The sequence below is a fragment of the Olsenella massiliensis genome (assembly GCF_001457795.1).
GTDB classification, from domain to species: Bacteria; Actinomycetota; Coriobacteriia; order Coriobacteriales; family Atopobiaceae; genus Olsenella_F; species Olsenella_F massiliensis.
Genome location: NZ_LN898210.1, coordinates 381,785 through 399,562, shown reverse-complemented (window position 1 = coordinate 399,562; position 17,778 = coordinate 381,785). Strand labels below are relative to the sequence as shown.

The 17,778-nt window shown below is 68.9% G+C and carries 11 protein-coding genes and 3 tRNA genes; 7 read left to right on the top strand and 7 right to left on the bottom strand.

Going from position 1 to position 17,778, the window contains the following annotated elements; translation table 11 throughout:
* Positions 1–16: 16 nt before the first annotated feature.
* From BN3001_RS04005 to BN3001_RS03990, 4 genes are all read right to left on the bottom strand, one after another.
* A complete protein-coding gene (locus BN3001_RS04005; RefSeq protein WP_058270495.1) occupies positions 17–655 on the bottom strand; it encodes an NUDIX hydrolase in 639 nt (212 codons plus the stop codon).
* A 128-nt stretch (positions 656–783) separates the two neighbouring features.
* A tRNA-Glu gene (locus tag BN3001_RS04000) sits at positions 784–860 on the bottom strand.
* Between the two features lie 14 nt (positions 861–874).
* Positions 875–951, bottom strand: a tRNA-Glu gene (locus BN3001_RS03995).
* A 22-nt stretch (positions 952–973) separates the two neighbouring features.
* Positions 974–1,047, bottom strand: a tRNA-Gln gene (locus BN3001_RS03990).
* Positions 1,048–1,316: 269 nt separating this feature from the next.
* On the opposite strand from BN3001_RS03990, the gene BN3001_RS03985 reads away from it, so the two are divergent.
* Positions 1,317–2,609, top strand: coding sequence for a lysylphosphatidylglycerol synthase transmembrane domain-containing protein (locus tag BN3001_RS03985; RefSeq protein WP_058270494.1), 1,293 nt, complete (start codon positions 1,317–1,319; stop codon positions 2,607–2,609).
* A 10-nt stretch (positions 2,610–2,619) separates the two neighbouring features.
* A complete protein-coding gene (gene feoB / locus BN3001_RS03980; RefSeq protein ID WP_058270493.1) occupies positions 2,620–5,010 on the top strand; it encodes a ferrous iron transport protein B in 2,391 nt (796 codons plus the stop codon).
* A 36-nt stretch (positions 5,011–5,046) separates the two neighbouring features.
* On the opposite strand, the gene gltX is transcribed toward feoB, so the two are convergent.
* The 3 genes from gltX to BN3001_RS03960 form a co-directional block, all read right to left on the bottom strand.
* Entirely contained in the window at positions 5,047–6,540 is a 1,494-nt protein-coding gene (gltX, locus tag BN3001_RS03975; RefSeq protein WP_058270492.1) for a glutamate--tRNA ligase, read from the bottom strand.
* A gap of 91 nt (positions 6,541–6,631) precedes the next feature.
* Positions 6,632–8,890 (bottom strand): YhgE/Pip domain-containing protein, encoded by a 2,259-nt coding sequence (locus BN3001_RS03970; protein ID WP_058270491.1) that lies wholly within the window; start codon positions 8,888–8,890, stop codon positions 6,632–6,634.
* 2,241 nt (positions 8,891–11,131) lie between these two features.
* Entirely contained in the window at positions 11,132–11,725 is a 594-nt protein-coding gene (locus BN3001_RS03960; RefSeq protein WP_058270489.1) for a YhgE/Pip domain-containing protein, read from the bottom strand.
* 193 nt (positions 11,726–11,918) lie between these two features.
* Between BN3001_RS03960 and BN3001_RS03955 the strand changes: the two genes are divergently transcribed.
* The 5 genes from BN3001_RS03955 to BN3001_RS03935 form a co-directional block, all read left to right on the top strand.
* Positions 11,919–12,689, top strand: coding sequence for a TetR/AcrR family transcriptional regulator (locus BN3001_RS03955; RefSeq protein ID WP_058270488.1), 771 nt, complete (start codon positions 11,919–11,921; stop codon positions 12,687–12,689).
* Between the two features lie 94 nt (positions 12,690–12,783).
* Complete coding sequence (metK, locus tag BN3001_RS03950; RefSeq protein ID WP_058270487.1) at positions 12,784–14,037, top strand: methionine adenosyltransferase; 1,254 nt, start codon at positions 12,784–12,786, stop codon at positions 14,035–14,037.
* A 33-nt stretch (positions 14,038–14,070) separates the two neighbouring features.
* Complete coding sequence (gene priA / locus BN3001_RS03945) at positions 14,071–16,374, top strand: replication restart helicase PriA (protein ID WP_058270486.1); 2,304 nt, start codon at positions 14,071–14,073, stop codon at positions 16,372–16,374.
* Positions 16,375–16,504: 130 nt separating this feature from the next.
* On the top strand, positions 16,505–17,047 hold the full coding sequence (gene def, locus BN3001_RS03940; protein ID WP_058270485.1) for a peptide deformylase: 543 nt from the start codon (positions 16,505–16,507) through the stop codon (positions 17,045–17,047).
* Positions 17,048–17,057: 10 nt separating this feature from the next.
* Positions 17,058–17,778: methionyl-tRNA formyltransferase (locus tag BN3001_RS03935; RefSeq protein ID WP_058270484.1), on the top strand; the 721-nt coding region annotated here is incomplete at its 3' end.

Genomic DNA, 17,778 nt, shown 5'->3' with positions numbered 1-17,778 from the left:
GTCGCGGCCCGGCGCCTCAGACGGCCCTCTCGTCAACGCCGCGGGCGAGGGCTCGCGCCAGCCGGTCGAGGACGCGTGCCGTCGCGCCCCAGATGACGGGGTCCGTCTCGTAAAAGGGTATGCAGTCCTCCCGGGCGCCCCAGGGATAGGAGCGTCCCCCCGGGATCAGCTCCCAGGGGAAGTCCGGCCCAAAGCTGCGTCTGAGCGCCACGCGCTCGCGGCGCGGCTCGTGCGAGAGGAGCCACGCCAAAGGCACGCGAAACGTCGAGGCGACCTCGTCCGTGCTGAAGCTTCCGTCATAGCCGTCGATGGTGCCGACGAAGGCGTGAAGGGGTCGCGGGGTCGGGCCCGGCAGCGTGCCGAGCGAGGCGAGGACGTGAACGCGTCCGGGATCGACCAGGAGCTCCTCGGCCGTCTCGCGCACGGCCGTCTCGCGAGGCGTCTCGCCGGGCTTTCCGGCTCCGCCCGGCAGGCAGACCTCGCCCGGCTGCACATCCAGCGTGGCGGCCCTGACCTCGAGCACCACGTCCCAGCCCCCGTCGTCGCGCGAGAAGACGAGCGGCACCAGGACGGCGGCGCCCCCGGCGCCCTCGTCCCCAAGGAGGCGCAGGCCTCGCGTGACGAGCCTTCCGACGTCCAGGGCGTCCAGGCGCATGGCGGCCTCCTGACCGAGATTGGCGTTTGAGCCGCAGTATAGCGGGCGCGAGAAAAGGGGCGCTCGCGCGGTGCGGGTGGCGTTCGAAAGGGACAAAAAAAGGCCGCCTCACGGCGGCCTCGCGCTGATGGTAGCCCGTACCAGATTCGAACTGGTGATCTCCGCCTTGAGAGGGCGGCGTCCTAAACCGCTAGACGAACGGGCCGGTCGGGGAGTGAATGGTAGCCCGTACCAGATTCGAACTGGTGATCTCCGCCTTGAGAGGGCGGCGTCCTAAACCGCTAGACGAACGGGCCATGCAGGCACTCCAAGGGCACATGGCTGAGCCGGAGAGAATCGAACTCCCACTGACGGAACCAGAATCCGCTGTCCTACCGTTAGACGACGGCTCAAGAACGTGTCCTGCGCGTGAGCGCAAGCAAGAACTATACGTCATGAGCGGAATGCGCGCAAGCCAGAAGGCCAAAGAACTTTGCGCCATGGGAGAATTTGTGACGAATCGCGGCGCCTGCGCAGAAAGGGGAGGTGCGCGGCGAGACGAGCGGTTCCGCCTCGGGACGCGGACGTCCACTACGGTACACTGAGGGGCACGACGCTGGCGGGCACGGGCCCCGAGGGCCTCCGTGGCCTCATGGGCGTCGCGACGCACGGATGGAGCAGGATGTCAGACGCTTCGGACGAGACAAGGAAGCCTAAGGTCGTCGTCAGGGTCTCGGCGCCCCACGTGCCCCCGCGGGCCGAGGGCGCGGCCCCCTCGGCGCTCGACGAGGGGGGCGAGCGCGACAGAAAGGCGCGAAAGGGCGCGCTCTTCCTCTGTGCCGTCGTGGGCCTCTACGTGGTATTCCTCGTCGTCTCAGGTCAGATGGCGACCTTTCTGGCGGCGCTCTCGTCCGTTGACGTCAGCTGGGTGCTCAAGGCGGCGGGATGCTACTGTCTCTACTTCGTCCTTGGCGTCCTGGCGTACGTGATCGCCGTCTACCTTGATCACGACTCGCCCGTCGGCGTGCGCGACCTCGTGAGCGTCGAGGCGTCAGGCATCTTCTTTGGCAACCTCACTCCCATGATGGCCGGCGCGGTCCCCTCGCAGATCTTCCGCCTCACGCGCACGGGGCTGGACGTGGGCGAGGCCAGCGCCACCGAGTTCACGCGGTTCATCATGTTCCAGCTGGGCGTCGTGCTCTTTGCGGCCCTCATGCTCGTGGCGCGGCTCTCGTACTTCTTCGCGACCTTCGGTGACATCATCATCCTCAACCTCGTGGTCTTCGGCGTCCACTTCCTGGAGCTCGCCGGGCTCTTCTTCGTGTGCCTCTGCCCCGGCTTCGTGTCCCGCGTCGGCGGGCGCGTCATCGACGCGCTCGACAGGCGTGGCTGGCTCAAGGACCGCGCGCACTGGGACGAGGTGGTCAACGTCCAGGTGAGGGAGTTCTCGTCCGCGTTCATGCGCGCCGCCCGGGACGTTCCCGACATGCTGCTCACGCTGTTGGTGACCATGCTTCAGCTTGCGTTCCTCTACATGATCCCCTGGTTCGTCCTGCGCGCCTTCGGCCAGGACGCCGACTTCATCGACTGCCTCGCCTCCGCCTCCATGGTCCAGATGGTGGCGTCGGCGGTGCCGCTGCCGGGCGGAACGGGCGGCGCCGAGGGAGGCTTCGTGATGTTCTACGGCATACATTTTGGTGCCGCGACCACGGCAGGGTTCCTCATCTGGCGCATCGTGACCTTCTTTGGCCCCACCCTGCTCTCGGCCCCGCTCATGAGCCTGCGCTCGCAGGCGGGAGGGCCCAGCATATATCGGCGCGTGCAGCGGCTCCGCCAGCGGCTGACCACGCTGGCGCCCAGGCGGCGCCGCGACCATGGCGCCGTGGTGCTCGGGGGCAGCAAGCTCAAGGGCCGCCTGCGCCGTCAGGGGTCGCCCGCGAGGACGCCTGACGGCGCCGAGCGCGGCCCAAGGTGACGGAGGGCGCATGGAGGCAGGCAAGACGCTGCGCGACCTGCGGCCGAACGAGGTGGCGACGGTTGTGCGGGTGGGTGGTGACGGCGCGCTGCGCCAGCATTTCCTGGACATGGGCATCATACCCGGCGCCCGGGTGCGCTTCGTCAAGCGGGCGCCTCTCGGCGACCCCCTGGAATTTCTCCTGCACGGCTATGAGCTCACGCTGCGTGCGGCAGATGCCGGACGCATCGAGGTCTCTGCCGTGGCTGCGACGAGTACGTCGGGACGCGCGTCGTCGAGCCTGGGACCGGCCCCTGGCCCAACCAGGCATCCCGGTCTGGGGGAGAGCGGGCGCAGCCGCGACGAGGACGCGCGCACGAGCGACCACACCCATGCGCTCTCCGCGACGACGAGGCTGACCTTCGCGCTCGCCGGCAACCAGAACTGCGGAAAAACGACCCTGTTCAACCAGCTCACGGGAGCAAATCAGCACGTGGGCAACTTTCCGGGCGTCACGGTGGACCGCAAGAGCGGGCCCATCCGCTCATGCGACGGCGCCGAGGTCGTGGACCTGCCCGGGATCTACTCCATGAGCCCCTACAGCGCGGAGGAGCTGGTGAGCCGTCGCTTCATCCTGGAGGAGCGGCCCGAGGGCATCATCAACATCGTCGACTCCACGAACATCGACCGAAACCTCTACCTCACGATGCAGCTGATGGAGCTTGACCGACCGCTGGTGCTCGCCCTCAACATGATGGACGAGCTTCAGGGCAACGGTGGCTCGGTTGACGTCAATCGCCTGGAGGATCTGCTCGGCATCCCCGTGGTGCCCATCGCCGCCATTCGCGGCGAGGGCGTCGAGGAGCTCGTGAGCCATGCCCTGCACGTCGCCCGCTACCAGGAGCGCCCGGGCAGGCAGGACTTCTGCTCGCCCGCCGACCACGGCGGCGCGGTTCATCGCTGCCTCCATGCGGTCATGCACCTCGTTCAGGACCACGCCGAGCGCGCCGGCGTGCCCCTGCGCTTTGCGGCCACGAAGCTCGTCGAGGGAGACGCGCTGGTGGAAGAGAAGCTCGCTCTCGGCGCCGGCGAGCGACAGGCCATCGAGGCAATCGTGCGCAACATGGAGGCGGAGCGCGGGCTTGACCGCGCCGCCGCGATCGCCGACATGCGCTATTCCTTCATCGAGCGCGTCGTCGCCCAGTGCGTCGTGAAGCCGCGCGTCAGCAGGGAGCGGACGAGGAGCGCGGCCATCGATCGCGTGCTGACGGGACGCTGGACGGCCGTGCCCGCCTTCGCGCTCATCATGCTGTCCGTCTTCGTCCTCACCTTTGACGTGGTGGGCCCCTTCCTGAGCGGCCTCGTCGAGGGCCTGGTGGGCTGGGCGACGAGCGCCGTGGCCGCCGGGCTCGTCGCCCTGGGCGCCGGTCCCGTCACGCGCTCCCTGGTCATGGACGGCGTCTTGAGCGCCGTCGGCACCATCCTGCCCATCGCGCCCGTCATCGTGACGATGTTCCTCTTCCTGTCTTTGCTGGAGGACACCGGCTACATGGCGCGCGTCGCCTTCGTGATGGACAAGCCCCTGCGCAGGCTTGGGCTGTCGGGCCGCTCCATCGTGCCTCTGCTGGTGGGGTTCGGCTGCTCGGTCCCGGCGGTCATGGCGACGCGGACCCTGCCCTCCGAGCGCGACCGCAAGCTCACCGTCCTGCTCGTGCCGTTCATGAGCTGCTCGACCAAGCTGACCATCTACGCGTACGTCGCCGCCGCGTTCTTCCCGGGCTACGGCGGGCTCGTGATGTCGTCGCTCTACGCTCTGGGAATCCTGGCGGGGATCGTCACGGCGCTCGTGTGCCACGCGACGGTGGCTCGGGGCGAGGCGGTCCCCTTCGTCATGGAGCTGCCCAACTATCGCATGCCCAGCATCCGCAGCATGGTTCAGCTCGTGTGGGACAAGACCCGCGACTTTCTGGGGCGGGCCTTCTCGGTGGTGTTCGTGGCGGCCGTGGCCATCTGGGTGCTCCAGACCTTTGGTCCCGACCTGTCGATGGTGGCGGACCCCAGGGACTCCATCCTGGCCCTCCTCGCCAGCTGGATGAGCCCCGTCTTTGCCCCTCTCGGCTTTGCCGACTGGCGCATCGTCACGTCGCTCATCGCCGGCTTCATGGCAAAGGAGGTCGTCGTCTCGACGCTTGGCGTGCTCTTTGGAACGACGGCAGGGCTCGCCGCCGCGCTCACGCCCGCGGCCGCCCTGGCGCTGCTGACGTTTTGCCTGCTCTACACGCCGTGCGTGGCGGCCATCGCCTCGATCAGGCGCGAGCTGGGCGGGCGCTGGGCCTTGGGCGTCGTGGCGTTCCAATGCGCCGTCGCCTGGCTCGTCGCCCTGCTCGTGCGCCTGGCGGGCCTTGGGCTCGGTCTCGGCTGAGGCGCCCTGGCATGACGGGAGGCGCCGCCTCGCGCCCTAGCGGGCGAGCGGGAGGGCGCGCCTGAGGCGGCCCAGCGTGAGCGCGCGGCCCAGCAGCTCGAGGGACGCCCCGAGCGGCGGCGAGACCTGGTTGCCGCAGACGGCCACGCGCAGAGCGCCGTAGAACTTGCGCTTGGTGGTGCCGAGGCGCTCGGGAAGGGGCTCAAGGGCGGCGTCGAGGGACGCCGCGTCCCAGGCGTCGTCTCCCAGCGCCCCCAGCGCCTCCAGCGCGGCCTCGAGGCTGGCGCGCGCCCCCTCCTTCGCGAGGTTCCTGGCGACGGACGCCTCGTCAAGCTCAAGCTCGTCGCCCGCGTAGAGGAAGCGGGCCTTCTCGACCACGTCAGGCGCGAGCGTGCAGCGCGGCTTCAGGACTGACGAGAGGAGGTCAAACCAGGCGGGTCGGGCCTCGTAGGCCTCCCTGACGCACGCGCCCTCAAGGCCCGCCGCCACGAGCTGGGGCACGAGCACCTGCCTGGAGAAGGTCTCGTCGCTCATGGCCTGAAGGTACTGTCCCTGCACCCAGTCGAGCTTCTTGGGGTCGAAGGTCGCCGGGTTCTTGGACACGTGGTCGAGGCTGAACGTGGAGGCCAGGACGTCGCGCGGGACGATGGTCGTGTCACCGTCGAGCGACCAGCCAAGAAGGGCCAGGTAGTTGACGAAGGCGTCGGAGAGGTAGCCGGCGTCGCGGTACTCCTCGACGTTGGTCGCGCCGTGGCGCTTGGAGAGCTTCTTGCCGTCAGCGCCCAGGATCATCGAGATGTGCGCGAAGGTGGGCACGGGCGCGCCCAGCGCCTCGTAGACCATGACCTGGCGCGGGGTGTTGGACAGGTGGTCGTCTCCGCGTATGACGTGCGTGATGCCCATGAGGGCGTCATCGACGACGGTTGCGAAGTTGTAGGTGGGGGTGCCGTCGGAGCGGAAGATGACGAAGTCGTCGAGCTCGCGGGCGTTGAAGGTCACGTCGCCGTGGACGGCGTCGTGCACCACGACATCGCCGCGGTCAAGCGGCACCTTGATGCGCAGGACGTAGGGCTCGCCGGCGTCAACGCGGCGTCGGGCCTCGGCGGGGTCGATGTCGCGGCAGCGGCGCTGGTAGCCCTGGAAGGGGTCCTTGCGCGCCTGGGCGGCCTTCTTGTCGGCGGCGAGCTGCTCGGGCGTGCAGAAGCAGGGGTAGGCGCGGCCCTCGTCCCAGAGCCTCTGGGCGGCCTGGCGGTAGAGGTCGAGCCGCTCGGTCTGCTTGTAGGGGCCAACGTCGCCGCCGACCTCGGGCCCCTCGTCCCAGTCGAGGCCGAGCCAACGTAGGGCGCGAAGGATGACCTGGGTGTTCTCCTCGGTGGAGCGGGTGGGGTCGGTGTCGTCGATGCGCAGGATGAAGACGCCGTCATTCGCGCGGGCGAACGCCCAGTTGTAGATGGCCGTGCGGGCGCCGCCCACATGGAGCTTGCCGGTGGGGGAGGGCGCGAAACGGACGCGGACGTGCTTGTCTGACATGGGGTCTCCTCAAGTCAGGTGGTCATGATTCACATACGCCATAAGTATACGGCGAGAGTGGCCCATCCGCCCGCCGAGGACGCACTTCTTGCTACATCAGCTTCGTGGACTCGAGCTTCTTCTCGCCCCACTCGTTCAGCCGCACGACCGGCTTGCGAAGGACGAGGCCCAGCAGCAGCGCCGGCGCGAGGTAGGCCACGAGCGTGGCGAGCTCGACCCAGAAGTCGCCGCCGTAGATGCCGAACATCGCCGCGCGCATGGCGTTCTCGGAGTGGACGAACGGCAGGAACGGGTAGGCCGCCTGGAAGAAGCCCTCGGGCAGCATCTGAACCGGAAAGGTGCCGCCCGAGCCCGCGACCTGCATGACCATGAGCACGACGGCGATGGCCTTGCCCACGTCGCCGAAGCTCGCCGTGAGCGCGTAGATGACGTTCACGAACACGAGCGACGCCGTGAGCCCCGCGAGCACGAAGAGCGCGGGGTGCGCACACTGGACGCCCAGGAAGAACAGGTCGCCGAGCAGGATCAGAAGCGACTGAGCGAATCCGACGACCACGAAGAACACGAGGCGCCCGAGGTAGGAGTGGCGCGGCTTGGCGCCCGTCTCGCGGACGGCCTCCTCGCTCGGGTTGCACCTGACGAGCGCCGCGAGCACGACGCCGCCGATCCAGATGGCGAGCGTGGTGTAGAACGGCGCCATCGCGCTGCCGTTGTTCTCGATGGGGTAGATCGCCTGGCGGTCGACGCTCACGGGCTCCGAGATAAAATCGCCGAGGGCGGCCGAGCCGCTGGAAAGAATGGCGCGGATCGTGTCCATGTCGCCGGAGGCCAGCGCGTCGCTCAAGGAGCCGTTGAGCTCGCCGAGCCGCGCGGCGGCGGCGTCGAGCGAGTCGGCGGCGGTCGTGATGCCGTCCCTGGCGCTCGCGAGGTCACCGGCGGCCGCGGCGGCGGTGCCGTTCACGGAGTCGAGCGTCATCTGAATGGAGGAGCCGATGGCGTCGGCGTCTGTCGCGGCCGTGTCGATCTTACGGGCGAGCGAGGTCAGGCTGTCCTTGAGGTCGCCCTCGAAATCGCCCCTGACCTGCGTGATGCCGCCCTCGGCCGCGTCGACGAGCTCCTCGAGCCGCCGCTTTGACGTGGCGGCGTCGCTGCCGGCGCCGCCGATGTCGCCCGCGCTCTTGCGCAGGCCGTCGGAGAGGCCCTGTAAAGAAGCGCGCAGGCTCGTCACGCTGCTGTTCAGGCCGTCGATGGTCGCGTAGGCGGTGTAGACGTCGTCGCGCGAGACTCCGACCTGGCCGCTGAAGCCGGGGTCAGCGCCGTTGTCCCACGACTCGTACCAGGTGCGGGCCAGCGTGTCGGAGTCGCCGAGGGCCGCGAGCAGCTTGTCGAGCTCGGCGATCTGGTCGTCTACGGCGCTCGCGGCGGACTCGAGCGCGGTCTTCGAGGACCCTGCGGCGGACCCCGCCTGGTCGAAGGCGGCGTCGATTGACGTTTTCACGTCGTCCATGCTCGCCTGGCTGCGCTCGAGCGCGGAGTTCACGGAGTCGGTCGCGCCGTTCACGGCGTCGCCGAGCGTGCGGACGTTGCCCGCGGTGTCGCGCAGCGCGGCGCCCACGCCGGCCGTGGCCGAGACGGAGTCGCTCGCGCCCGACGCGCCGTTGCCAAGAAGCGCCGTCGTCGAGTCGAGGATGCCCGCGAAACTGCGCGTGTTCGCGGCCGTGTCGGTGAGGCTCGCCTGGGCGTCGGCCACGGCGCCGTTGAGCTTGTCGGTGAACTCGACGAGCTTGTCGTCGTCGAGGTAGCTCGTCAGCTCGTCGAGCACGCCCGCGCCCACGTTGGTCACGGACTCGGCGAAGGACTGATCGATGTCCTGCTGGACGGCGGTCGAGGCCTTGTTGGTCACGATCCGAGCGATGGGATTGGCCTTCTCGTTCTGGTAGAAGAGCACCGTCGGCTTGGTGGACGAGCTGGAGAGCACGCTCATCATGTTGGTCGTGAAGTCGGCGGGGAACACGATGGCCGCGTAGTACTCGCCGCTCTGGACGCCCTCGACGGCCTGCTCTTCGGTGGTCACGGTGTAGCCGATGGAGGTCGACTCGGCAAGCGACGAGGTTATGCGCTCGCCCATGTTGAGCGTGACGGGGATGAGGTCGCCCGTGTAGCCGGCGTCGGAGTTGGCGACGGCCACCTTGAGGTTCTTGGTGTTGCCGTAGGGGTCCCAGCTGCCGGCGATGTTGAACCAGGCGTAGAAGCTCGGCACCACGACCATGCCGACGACGACCACGAGGCTGATGACGTTGGCGAAGACGTGTTTGGCGTCCCTCTTCACAAATGCCAGGAAGGGTCGCATCACTCATCGCCTCCCCTCTGGTCCTGTCCACGCACGGTCGTGGTCTTCTCGGCGGCCCGCGCGGTCGCGCCGGCGGCGGGCTTAGATGCGCCTTGCCCCACGGCGAGGCGCATCCTCTCGATGGGCGCGAACGCGAGGAACTCGGCCTTGAGCTCGTCGTCGAGCAGCTCAAAGAGCTCGTCTCTGCTCATGTTGGAGAGGTTCGTCTTGTCGAGCACGCGCTCGTGCAGGTACTCGCAGACGATCAGAAACGCGCAGATGGCCACGAGCGACAGAACCCACAGCACGAGCATGGCAAACTTGGCCTCGGTCGCGAACATGAGGGCAAGAAGGACGAGCGGCACCACGACGAGGGCGGCAAATCCGCGGCGCACGAGCACCGGGTAGCGCAGCTCGAAGTTGGCGGCGCCGGCGAGGAAGGTCGCGCGGTAGCTGTCGGAGTCCATGATTGCCTTGACGATGGTGGCCAGGCGGAACTGGTCCCTCATGCCGGTGCGCTCGGCGATCATCATGTCCGTCTCGCCGAGCTTGCGGTCGAAGAGGTTGTTGATATTCAGCAGATGTCTGCGCGCCGTCACGCCGACAAGCAGTGCGGGAATCAGGTAGGCAAGAAGCACGAGCAGGTTACGGGCATAGTAGTTGGCGTAGAAGCCCGCGATCGCCTCGCGCATGGCGTTGATGCCGTAGGTGAAGGGCAGCCAAGGGTTGAGCGCCTGGAAGAAGCCCGGCTGCATCTGAATCGGGTAGAGGCCCGAGGCGCCGGGGATCTGCAGCACGACGATGAGGACGCCGAGCGCCTTTCCGATGTGCTTGAAGGCGACCGAGAGCGCGTAGATGAGGAAGACGTACACGAAGCTCTCGACCATGCCGGCAAAGACGAACGCGACGGGGGAGGCGCACTGGATGCCGAGCGCGATGTCGCCCAGGCAGCAGATCGCGGCCTGAGCCTGGCCGAGGAGGTTGAGCAGCAGCCAGCGGCCGAAGAAGCCTTGCCAAGGCTTGAAGTCGCCGACGCCCTCGCGGTCGACCTCGAGCTTGTAGATGGCCACGAGGACGAAGCCGCCGACCCACAGGGCGAGGTTCGTGTAGAAGGGCGTCACGCCGCTGCCGTAGTTCTCGACGGGGTAGACGGGCATGCTGACGAGCTGGGCGGGCGAGCCGAGGAAGTCGCCGACGCTCTCGGCGTCGAGGTCGAGGGCGTCCTTGATGCCGTCGAAGCTCTCGGCGGACTCGACGGCAGCGACGTCGGCCGAGATGGACATGATCCTGTCGGAGGCGCCGCGCACGGAGTCCGCGGTCGTCGAAAGGGCGATCGAGCACTGGTTGAGGATGCCGTCGAGCTCACGCAGGGCGCTGTCGGCCTGCGCGAGCATCGCGGGCAGCGATAGGGCCGTGCCCGCGAGCGTGCCGCCGGTGTTCGAGAAGCCGTCGAGTGCCTCGTTGAGCTGCGGCATCGTCGTGGCGGCGAGGTCGTTCTGCAGGTCGGCGAGAGCGCCGGTGGTTTCGCTGACGGCGCTGCCCACCGAGTTGGAAAGCCCGCTGACGCCGTCCGTCGCGTCCTTGAGGCCGTCGGAGATCTGCTGGAGCCTGTCCAAGGCCCGCCTCTGCGAATCGGAGAGCTCGGCAGTGAGCGCAAGGCTTGCGTCGACCTTGGTCGTGAGCTGCGTGGCGTATTCGTTGCCGGCGGCCGTCACAGTGTAGGTGCGGACGCGCTCGAGGCCGGTCCGGACGTTCGTGGTGGCGCCGTCGAGCGCGCGAACCTGGGCGATGGCGGCGTCGATGCGGCCCTGGGCCCAGCCCACGTCGCCCGCGATGCGACCGACGTCGTAGCTGGCGGTGGAGCTCACGGAGTCGATGGTGGCGGCGCCGGTCAAAAGGGCGCCGTTGAGCTGCGCGGCCAAGGTGTTCGCCTTGGTGCGCGTGCCCGCGAGGGCGTCGAGGCTCGACGAGAGGCCCTCGCCGAGGCCGCCGCACGTTTCGTTGACCTGCGAGAGCGCGTCGCGTGCGGAGGCGACGGTGCCGATCGGAAGAGCACACGTCTGAACTCCAGTCACGCCCATAACTCGTCTGCCGGTCTCTTCTTGGCAGGTCGAGCGACGGGGGAAGGGCGTGGGGTTGGGCAGCCAGCAGCGAGAAGCCGGCCAGCTGCCGCCCCATGTGCAAGTCCGCAAGATGCAGGAACCTCATGGCGCCTCCCACGGTCGTCCGTCCCTGCGTCCAGTCTAGCCGTGCGTCCGGACATCAATGCCCGAGGGCGTGCGACGATGATCTGACGGCGGCGGTGCGACCGGCGAAGCCTTTGAGCCTCTCGGTAACGGTCTTGCCCACGACGTTGACGAACTCGTTGGAGATGTGGCTCTCCAGAGCGGTCGATCCCGCGTCGGTGACCTTGGGGGCGACGGCGTTGGCCTTCTCGTTCACGTAGTAGGCGACGCGGGCCTTCTCGACGTCGCCGTGGAGCACGTCGGAGAGGCGTTTTGTGAAGTCTTCGGGGATGGAGAAGGCGGCGAAGTACCTGCCGGACGCCACGCCCCGTCTGGCCTCGTCCTCGTCGTCGACGAAGGTCCAGCCGAGCTGGGTGTTCTCCTCGAGGCGCTCGCGAATCATGTCGCCGGCGTTGACGTGGCCGAGGCCCCCGACGTCGGCGCCCCTATCCTCGACGGTCACGGCGACGGGCACCGTGGAGGTGTTCTCGTAGGGGTCCCAGTTGGCCAGGATGTTGAGCCACGCGTAGAGCGAGGGGATGATGGCCACGCCGATCGCGATCATGATGGCGACGGGGTTTTTGAGCAGCCGCCTGAGGTCGCGGACAAAAATCTGCCATACCTTGCGCACGGACGCCCCTTCCTGCCTTGCCGAGCCGTGTTACCGCACGTGGCCGTGTGCGATGCCGCGTGTGACAAGGTATGAATGTAGCCATTTCGAACGCTGTTTAAAACCGTTGGAGTTCAACTTTTTAAAATGCCCTCAAATTTCTTAGACCGTAACTGTGCGATGCTAGAACCCTGTGCGGAGGGAGTGGTCATGTATGGGGATCCTTAACGACCGCGACGTCGCGGTCGACATAGGGAGGGGCGTGCGCCGCGTGCGCGCGGCCCGCGAGGGGGTGACGACCGCCGTCCAGGACCGCCTACGCGCCAAGGCCAAGACGCGCAAGTCCGCGGCCACCCGCGAGAGGATCATGGCCGCCGCGGGCGAGCTCATGTCCGAGCACAACGGCACCGACTTCCAGATGAGCGAGGTCAGCGCCAGATGCCGTCTGTCAAAGGGCTCCCTCTACTACTACTTCTCCGACAAGGACGCGCTTGTGGAGGCCATCTTCGACCGTGAGGTCGACGAGCTCGTGGCCCGCGTCGAGTCGGCCGTCGCCGACGCGCCGTCGGCGCTCACGTCGATCAGGGGGCTCGTCGGCGTCCTCGCCTCGAGCATGCTGCCCCAAAGCCCGCTGGCGCTCGCCGTCACGCGCGAGCTGGTCGGGACAAGGAAGGCCGTCCTGCCCGCCGTCGAGTCCCGCCTCACCCGAATCATCGACATCTTCGAGGCGCAGGTCGACCGGGCCAAGGTCGAGGGCCTCGCGCGCCCTGACATCGACTCGCGCCTGTGCGCCGTCTCCATCGCAGGCGCCTTCACCTTCGGCATCTTCGAGGGCCCGGCAGGAAAAGACGGCGGGCAGCGAGCGAGCCTCCCCGACCAGCTGGTCGACCTTCTTGTTTGCGGCATGGGCTCCAAGGCCGCCATCGAGGGCTTCAAGGCCGACAAGGCGCGCCGCGCGGGCGGGGCCGACGCCGCCTTGGTTTAGCGCGCACGCTTCTTGGGTATTCGTTGCGTGCGATCGTCGGGTGCCTGACCTGCCCGGCAAGGATTGGTGACTGCTGAGGAAAGGAAGCGCACGCATGTCACAGAAGAGTTACTACTTTACCTCCGAGAGCGTTACCGAAGGGCACCCCGACAAGATATGCGACCAGGTGAGCGACGCCATCCTCGACGCCATCCTGGCCAAGGAGGCCGAGCTTGAGGCAGACGGCTACGTCGCGCCCGACGGCGTCCCCGCCAAGCTCGAGAACGTTCGCTGCGCCTGCGAGACCTTCGTCACCACCGGAACCGTGATCGTGGCCGGCGAGGTGCGCACGCAGGCGTACGTGGACGTGCAGACCATCGTCCGAGACACCCTGCGCCGCATAGGCTACGACCGGGCCAAGTATGGCTTTGACTGCGAGACCTGCGGCGTCATCAACATGATTCACGAGCAGTCCCCCGACATAGCGCAGGGCGTCGACGGCACCTTCGCTAGGGCGGGCGACGCCGACGAGGCCGAGCGCATCGGCGCCGGCGACCAGGGCATGATGTTCGGCTACGCCACCGACGAGACGGACGTGCTCATGCCCATGCCCATCTATCTCGCGCAGCGCCTCGCCGCCCGCCTCGCGCAGGTGCGCAAGGACGGGACGCTGGGCTATCTGCGACCCGACGGCAAGACCCAGGTGACGGTGCGCTACGAGGACGGCAGGCCCGTCGCGGTCACGGCCATCGTCATCTCCACCCAGCACGACCCGACGACGGAGCTCCCCCAGATTCGCGACGACATGGTGGCGCACGTCATCCGCCCGGTCCTGGACGAGGTGGGCATCGCCTGGGAGTCCGCCACGCTCTACGTGAATCCCACCGGCCGCTTCGTCGTCGGTGGCCCCATGGGCGACACCGGCCTCACCGGTCGCAAGATCATCGTGGACACCTATGGCGGCATGGGCCGCCACGGCGGCGGCGCCTTCAGCGGCAAGGATGCGACGAAGGTCGATCGCTCGGCCGCCTACGCCGCGCGCTGGGTGGCCAAGAACATCGTCGCGGCGGGACTGGCGCGCCGCTGCGAGGTGCAGCTCGCCTACGCCATCGGCGTCGCCAGGCCCCTCTCGGTCATGGTCGACAGCTTCGGCACCGCGACCGTGGACGACGAGGTCCTCGCCGCAGCGATCGTCAAGGTCTTCGACCTGCGTCCCGGCGCCATCATCCGCGACCTTGGGCTGCGACGTCCCATCTTTGAGAAGACGGCGGCCTACGGTCACTTTGGACGCCAAGACCCCGACTTCAGCTGGGAAAAGACCAACCGCGTCCGTGAGCTCAGAAAGGTCGTCCGAGCCCTCGTCGGCTAGCGGGCGACAGGGTCGAGGTCGAGAGGGGGACTGGTGCGCTTTGCGTCCGTCGTGCCGGACATCCCGGCGCGCGCCGTCAGTCGTTGCTTTGACTATCTCGTTCCCGACGAGCTCGCGCAAGCCTGCGTCGTGGGGTGCACGGTACTCGTGAGCCTCTCGCACCGCGACGTCATCGGCTACGTGCTCGCCGTGTCGGACGAGCCTCCCGCGCTCGTTGACGCCGGCCGACTCCTGCCCGTGCGCCGGGTGCTGGCCGACGCCGCCTTTGACGAGGTCGCGGCGCGGCTGGCTCGGTGGGTGAGCGACGAGTACGCCTGCCCGCTCGCGGACGCCGTGAGGCCGCTGCTTGCCCCGGGACAGACCATGACCATGCGTCGCGCGGGCGAAGGGCAGCCGTGGCAGCTCGTCGTCCAGAGGAGCGGTCCCGTTGACGAGCGTTGGGTCTCGCTCACTCCCGCCGGTCGCGACTTTGTTCCCGCCCCTCGCGCCAGCAGGCAGCGGCGCCTCATCGAGGCCCTCGCGGACGGGGCGGTGCGCATGGCGGAGCTTGCCGCCATGCTGCCCGGCTGCTCCGCCGCCGTGCGAGCCCTCGCGCGGCGTGGCGTCGTGACCGTCGAGGAGCACCGACGCCTGCGGGGAACGCAGCGCACCGAGCTCTCCTCGGCGTGCGCCCGACGCCCCGAGGCGCTGACCGAAGGACAGCGCGAGGCCCTCGCGGTCATCGAGCGCGCGCGGGTGCGTGGGCGCGGCGACGTCGTGCTCGTCGACGGCGTCACGGGATCGGGCAAGACGGAGGTCTACCTCGCCGCCATCGAGGCCGCGCGCGCCCAGGGGAGGGGAGCCATCGTGCTCGTCCCCGAGATCTCCCTGACGGCGCAGACCGTGGGGAGGTTTCGCTCGCGCTTTGGCGATGACGTTGCCGTCCTGCACTCGCGCCTCTCGGCCGGCGAGCGCTTCGACCAGTGGGACCTCGTGCGTCGCGGGCTTGCGCACGTGGTCGTGGGCGCCCGCTCCGCCCTCTTCGCCCCCCTCGCCGACCCGGGGCTCATCGTCATCGACGAGGAGCACGAGGCCTCCTACAAGCAAGACAGCTCCCCGCGCTACCATGCGCGCGAGGTGGCGGCGCGCCTGGTCGCCGAGCGCGGGTGCGCCCTCGTCCTGGGGTCGGCCACGCCCTCGCTCGAAAGCCTGGCGCGCTGCGCGGCGGGTTCGTGGGGAGGCGCCCTCTGGACGCGCGTCGTCATGACGGAGCGCCCGGGCTCCTCGCGGCTGCCCCGCATCCGCGTCGTTGACATGGAGGGCCAGTTTGCCCGCGGCGGCGCCTCGGTCATCTCGGAACCGTTGCGCGACGCGCTCCAGGAGGTCGTCAGTCGCGGCGAGAAGGCCGTCATGCTCCTCAACCGTCGCGGCTTCGCGAGCTTCCTCATGTGCCGCGCCTGCGGCGCGGTTCCCGAGTGCCCGCACTGCTCCCAGGCCCTCACCTACCATGAGCGGACGCACGAGCTCGTCTGTCACAGCTGCGGCGGGAGCTGGCCCGTGCGCGCCTACCCGGACCCCTCCACCTGCTGCCCCAACTGCGGCAGCAGGTACCTTGGCGCCTACGGCGTGGGGACGCAGCGGGTGGAGGACGAGCTGGTGTCGTTGCTTCCCCCCACGGTCAAGGTCATTCGCATGGACGGCGACACCACGCGCGGCAAGGGCGCGCACCAGAGGCTGCTCGAGGAGTTTGACGCCGCGCCCTGCGCCGTCCTGCTGGGCACGCAGATGATCGCCAAGGGGCTTGACTTCCCGTCGGTCACGCTGGTGGGCGTCATCAACGCCGACACGACGCTCAAGCTTCCCGACTTTCGCGCGGCCGAGCGCAGCTACGACCTGCTCGAGCAGGTGGCGGGGCGGGCGGGTCGCGGCGAGGCGGCGGGCCAGGTCATCATCCAGACCTACTGGGCGGGGCATCCCGCCATCCAGGCCGTCCTGCGACATGATCGCGACGTCTTCCTCGTGCCGGAGCTCAAGGACCGCAAGGCGGGCCGCTACCCACCGTATGGCAGGCTCTCCAACGTCACGTTCTGGGGCCTGGACGCACGCGCGGTCAGGGCGGCCGCCGACCTCGTCGCTTCCAGGGTGCGCGAGCACGTCGGCGACGAGGACGGCTGGGAGCTGCTCGGCCCCGCAGACTGCCTCAAGGCGCGCGTCAAGGACCGCGTCAGACGGCACTTTCTGCTCAAGTCGCCCGTGGACGCGCCGGTGGGAAGGCTGCTCTCACGCCTCGTCACGGATGCCAGGCTGCCAAAGGGCGTGAGCGTGTCGGTGGACGTTGACGCCTACGACCTCATGTGACCCCGGCATGCCGGAACCAGCGGCAACGACGCCTTGCGCATTGGGTAGTACTATGGACAGGAATGACACGACACCACATCATGGGACCAGCCGCCCGTCAAGGCCTGGTCCCAGGTGAGAGGAGCCCCCCATGGCAGGACTCAACGACATCGTCCGCGCGCCGGACGAGCGCCTTTCGACCGCGTGCGCCCCCGTCGAGACCATTGACGACGCGACGCGGGCGCTTGCCGGGCGCATGCTCGAGGACATGTACGCCGCCGACGGCTGCGGCCTTGCCGCCCCCCAGATCGGCGAGCTCGTGCAGATGATCGTCATCGACGTAGACTACGCCGACGGGCCAAGGAACCCCTACGTGCTGGTGAACCCGCGCGTCATCGTCGCCGACGGTCCCGAGCGCACCACGAGTGAGGGCTGCCTGTCGTTCCCGGGCATCAGCGTCGGCGTCACCCGTCCCAGCCACGTGGTGGTCGAGGCGACCAACCTCGACGGGGAGCTCATGCGCTACGAGGCCCAGGACAACCTTCTGGCCGTCTGCCTGCAGCACGAGATAGACCACCTGCGCGGCGTCACGATGGTCGATCACCTGAGCCCCCTGCGACGCGTGAGCGCCCTGCGCGCATATCAGGAGGCGCTCGCCGCCGGCGCCCGCCCGGGCGAGACCGCCGTCGAATAGGAGGGGCGACATGCGCGTCGTCTTCATGGGCACGCCCGACTTCGCCGTGCCGTCCCTTGACGTTTTGGCTGACGGCCACGAGCTGCCGCTCGTGGTCACGCGGCCCGACGCCGTGCGCGGTCGCGGCAGGACGCTCGCCCCCTCGCCGGTGAAGGCGGCGGCCCTGCGGCGGGGCATTCCCGTCGTCGAGGCCCGTCGCGTCACGCCCGACCTCGTCCAGGCCGTCAGGGACGCGCGGCCCGACCTCGTCGCCGTCGCGGCCTTTGGCGCCATACTCCCCGACGAGCTGCTCGCCCTGCCCCCGCGAGGCTGCGTCAACGTCCATGCCTCGCTTCTTCCGCGCTGGCGCGGCGCGGCGCCCATACAGCGCGCCCTGATGGCCGGTGACGAGCGCGTGGGCGTGTCCATCATGCGCCTCGTGCACGACCTCGACGCGGGAGCCTACTGTCGGCAGGCCTCGCTGCCCGTGGGCGACCTCGGTGCCGCCGAGCTCACGCGTCGCCTGGGCGAGCTGGGGGCCCGGGAGCTGGCAGGCGCCCTCGACGACCTCGCTGCCGGCACGATCGACTGGGTCGAGCAGGACGAGGCGCTCGTGACCTTCGCGCCCAAGGTCGAGAAGGCGGAGATGCTCCTGTCGCCCGCATATCCCGCCCGGCGGAACCTCTCGCTGGTACGTGCCTCGCTCGACGCCGCTCCCGCCCGCTGCCGCATCGCCGGCCAGGGCGTCCGGG

Excerpts from the sequence above, each read along its gene's own strand:
- BN3001_RS03955 (WP_058270488.1), top strand. The coding sequence starts at position 11,919 with ATGGGGATCCTTAACGACCGCGACGTCGCGGTCGACATAGGGAGGGGC.
- gltX (WP_058270492.1), bottom strand. The coding sequence starts at position 6,540 with ATGTCAGACAAGCACGTCCGCGTCCGTTTCGCGCCCTCCCCCACCGGC.
- BN3001_RS03985 (WP_058270494.1), top strand. The coding sequence starts at position 1,317 with ATGTCAGACGCTTCGGACGAGACAAGGAAGCCTAAGGTCGTCGTCAGG.
- BN3001_RS04005 (WP_058270495.1), bottom strand. The coding sequence starts at position 655 with ATGCGCCTGGACGCCCTGGACGTCGGAAGGCTCGTCACGCGAGGCCTG.
- metK (WP_058270487.1), top strand. The coding sequence starts at position 12,784 with ATGTCACAGAAGAGTTACTACTTTACCTCCGAGAGCGTTACCGAAGGG.
- feoB (WP_058270493.1), top strand. The coding sequence starts at position 2,620 with ATGGAGGCAGGCAAGACGCTGCGCGACCTGCGGCCGAACGAGGTGGCG.
- BN3001_RS03970 (WP_058270491.1), bottom strand. The coding sequence starts at position 8,890 with ATGCGACCCTTCCTGGCATTTGTGAAGAGGGACGCCAAACACGTCTTC.
- def (WP_058270485.1), top strand. The coding sequence starts at position 16,505 with ATGGCAGGACTCAACGACATCGTCCGCGCGCCGGACGAGCGCCTTTCG.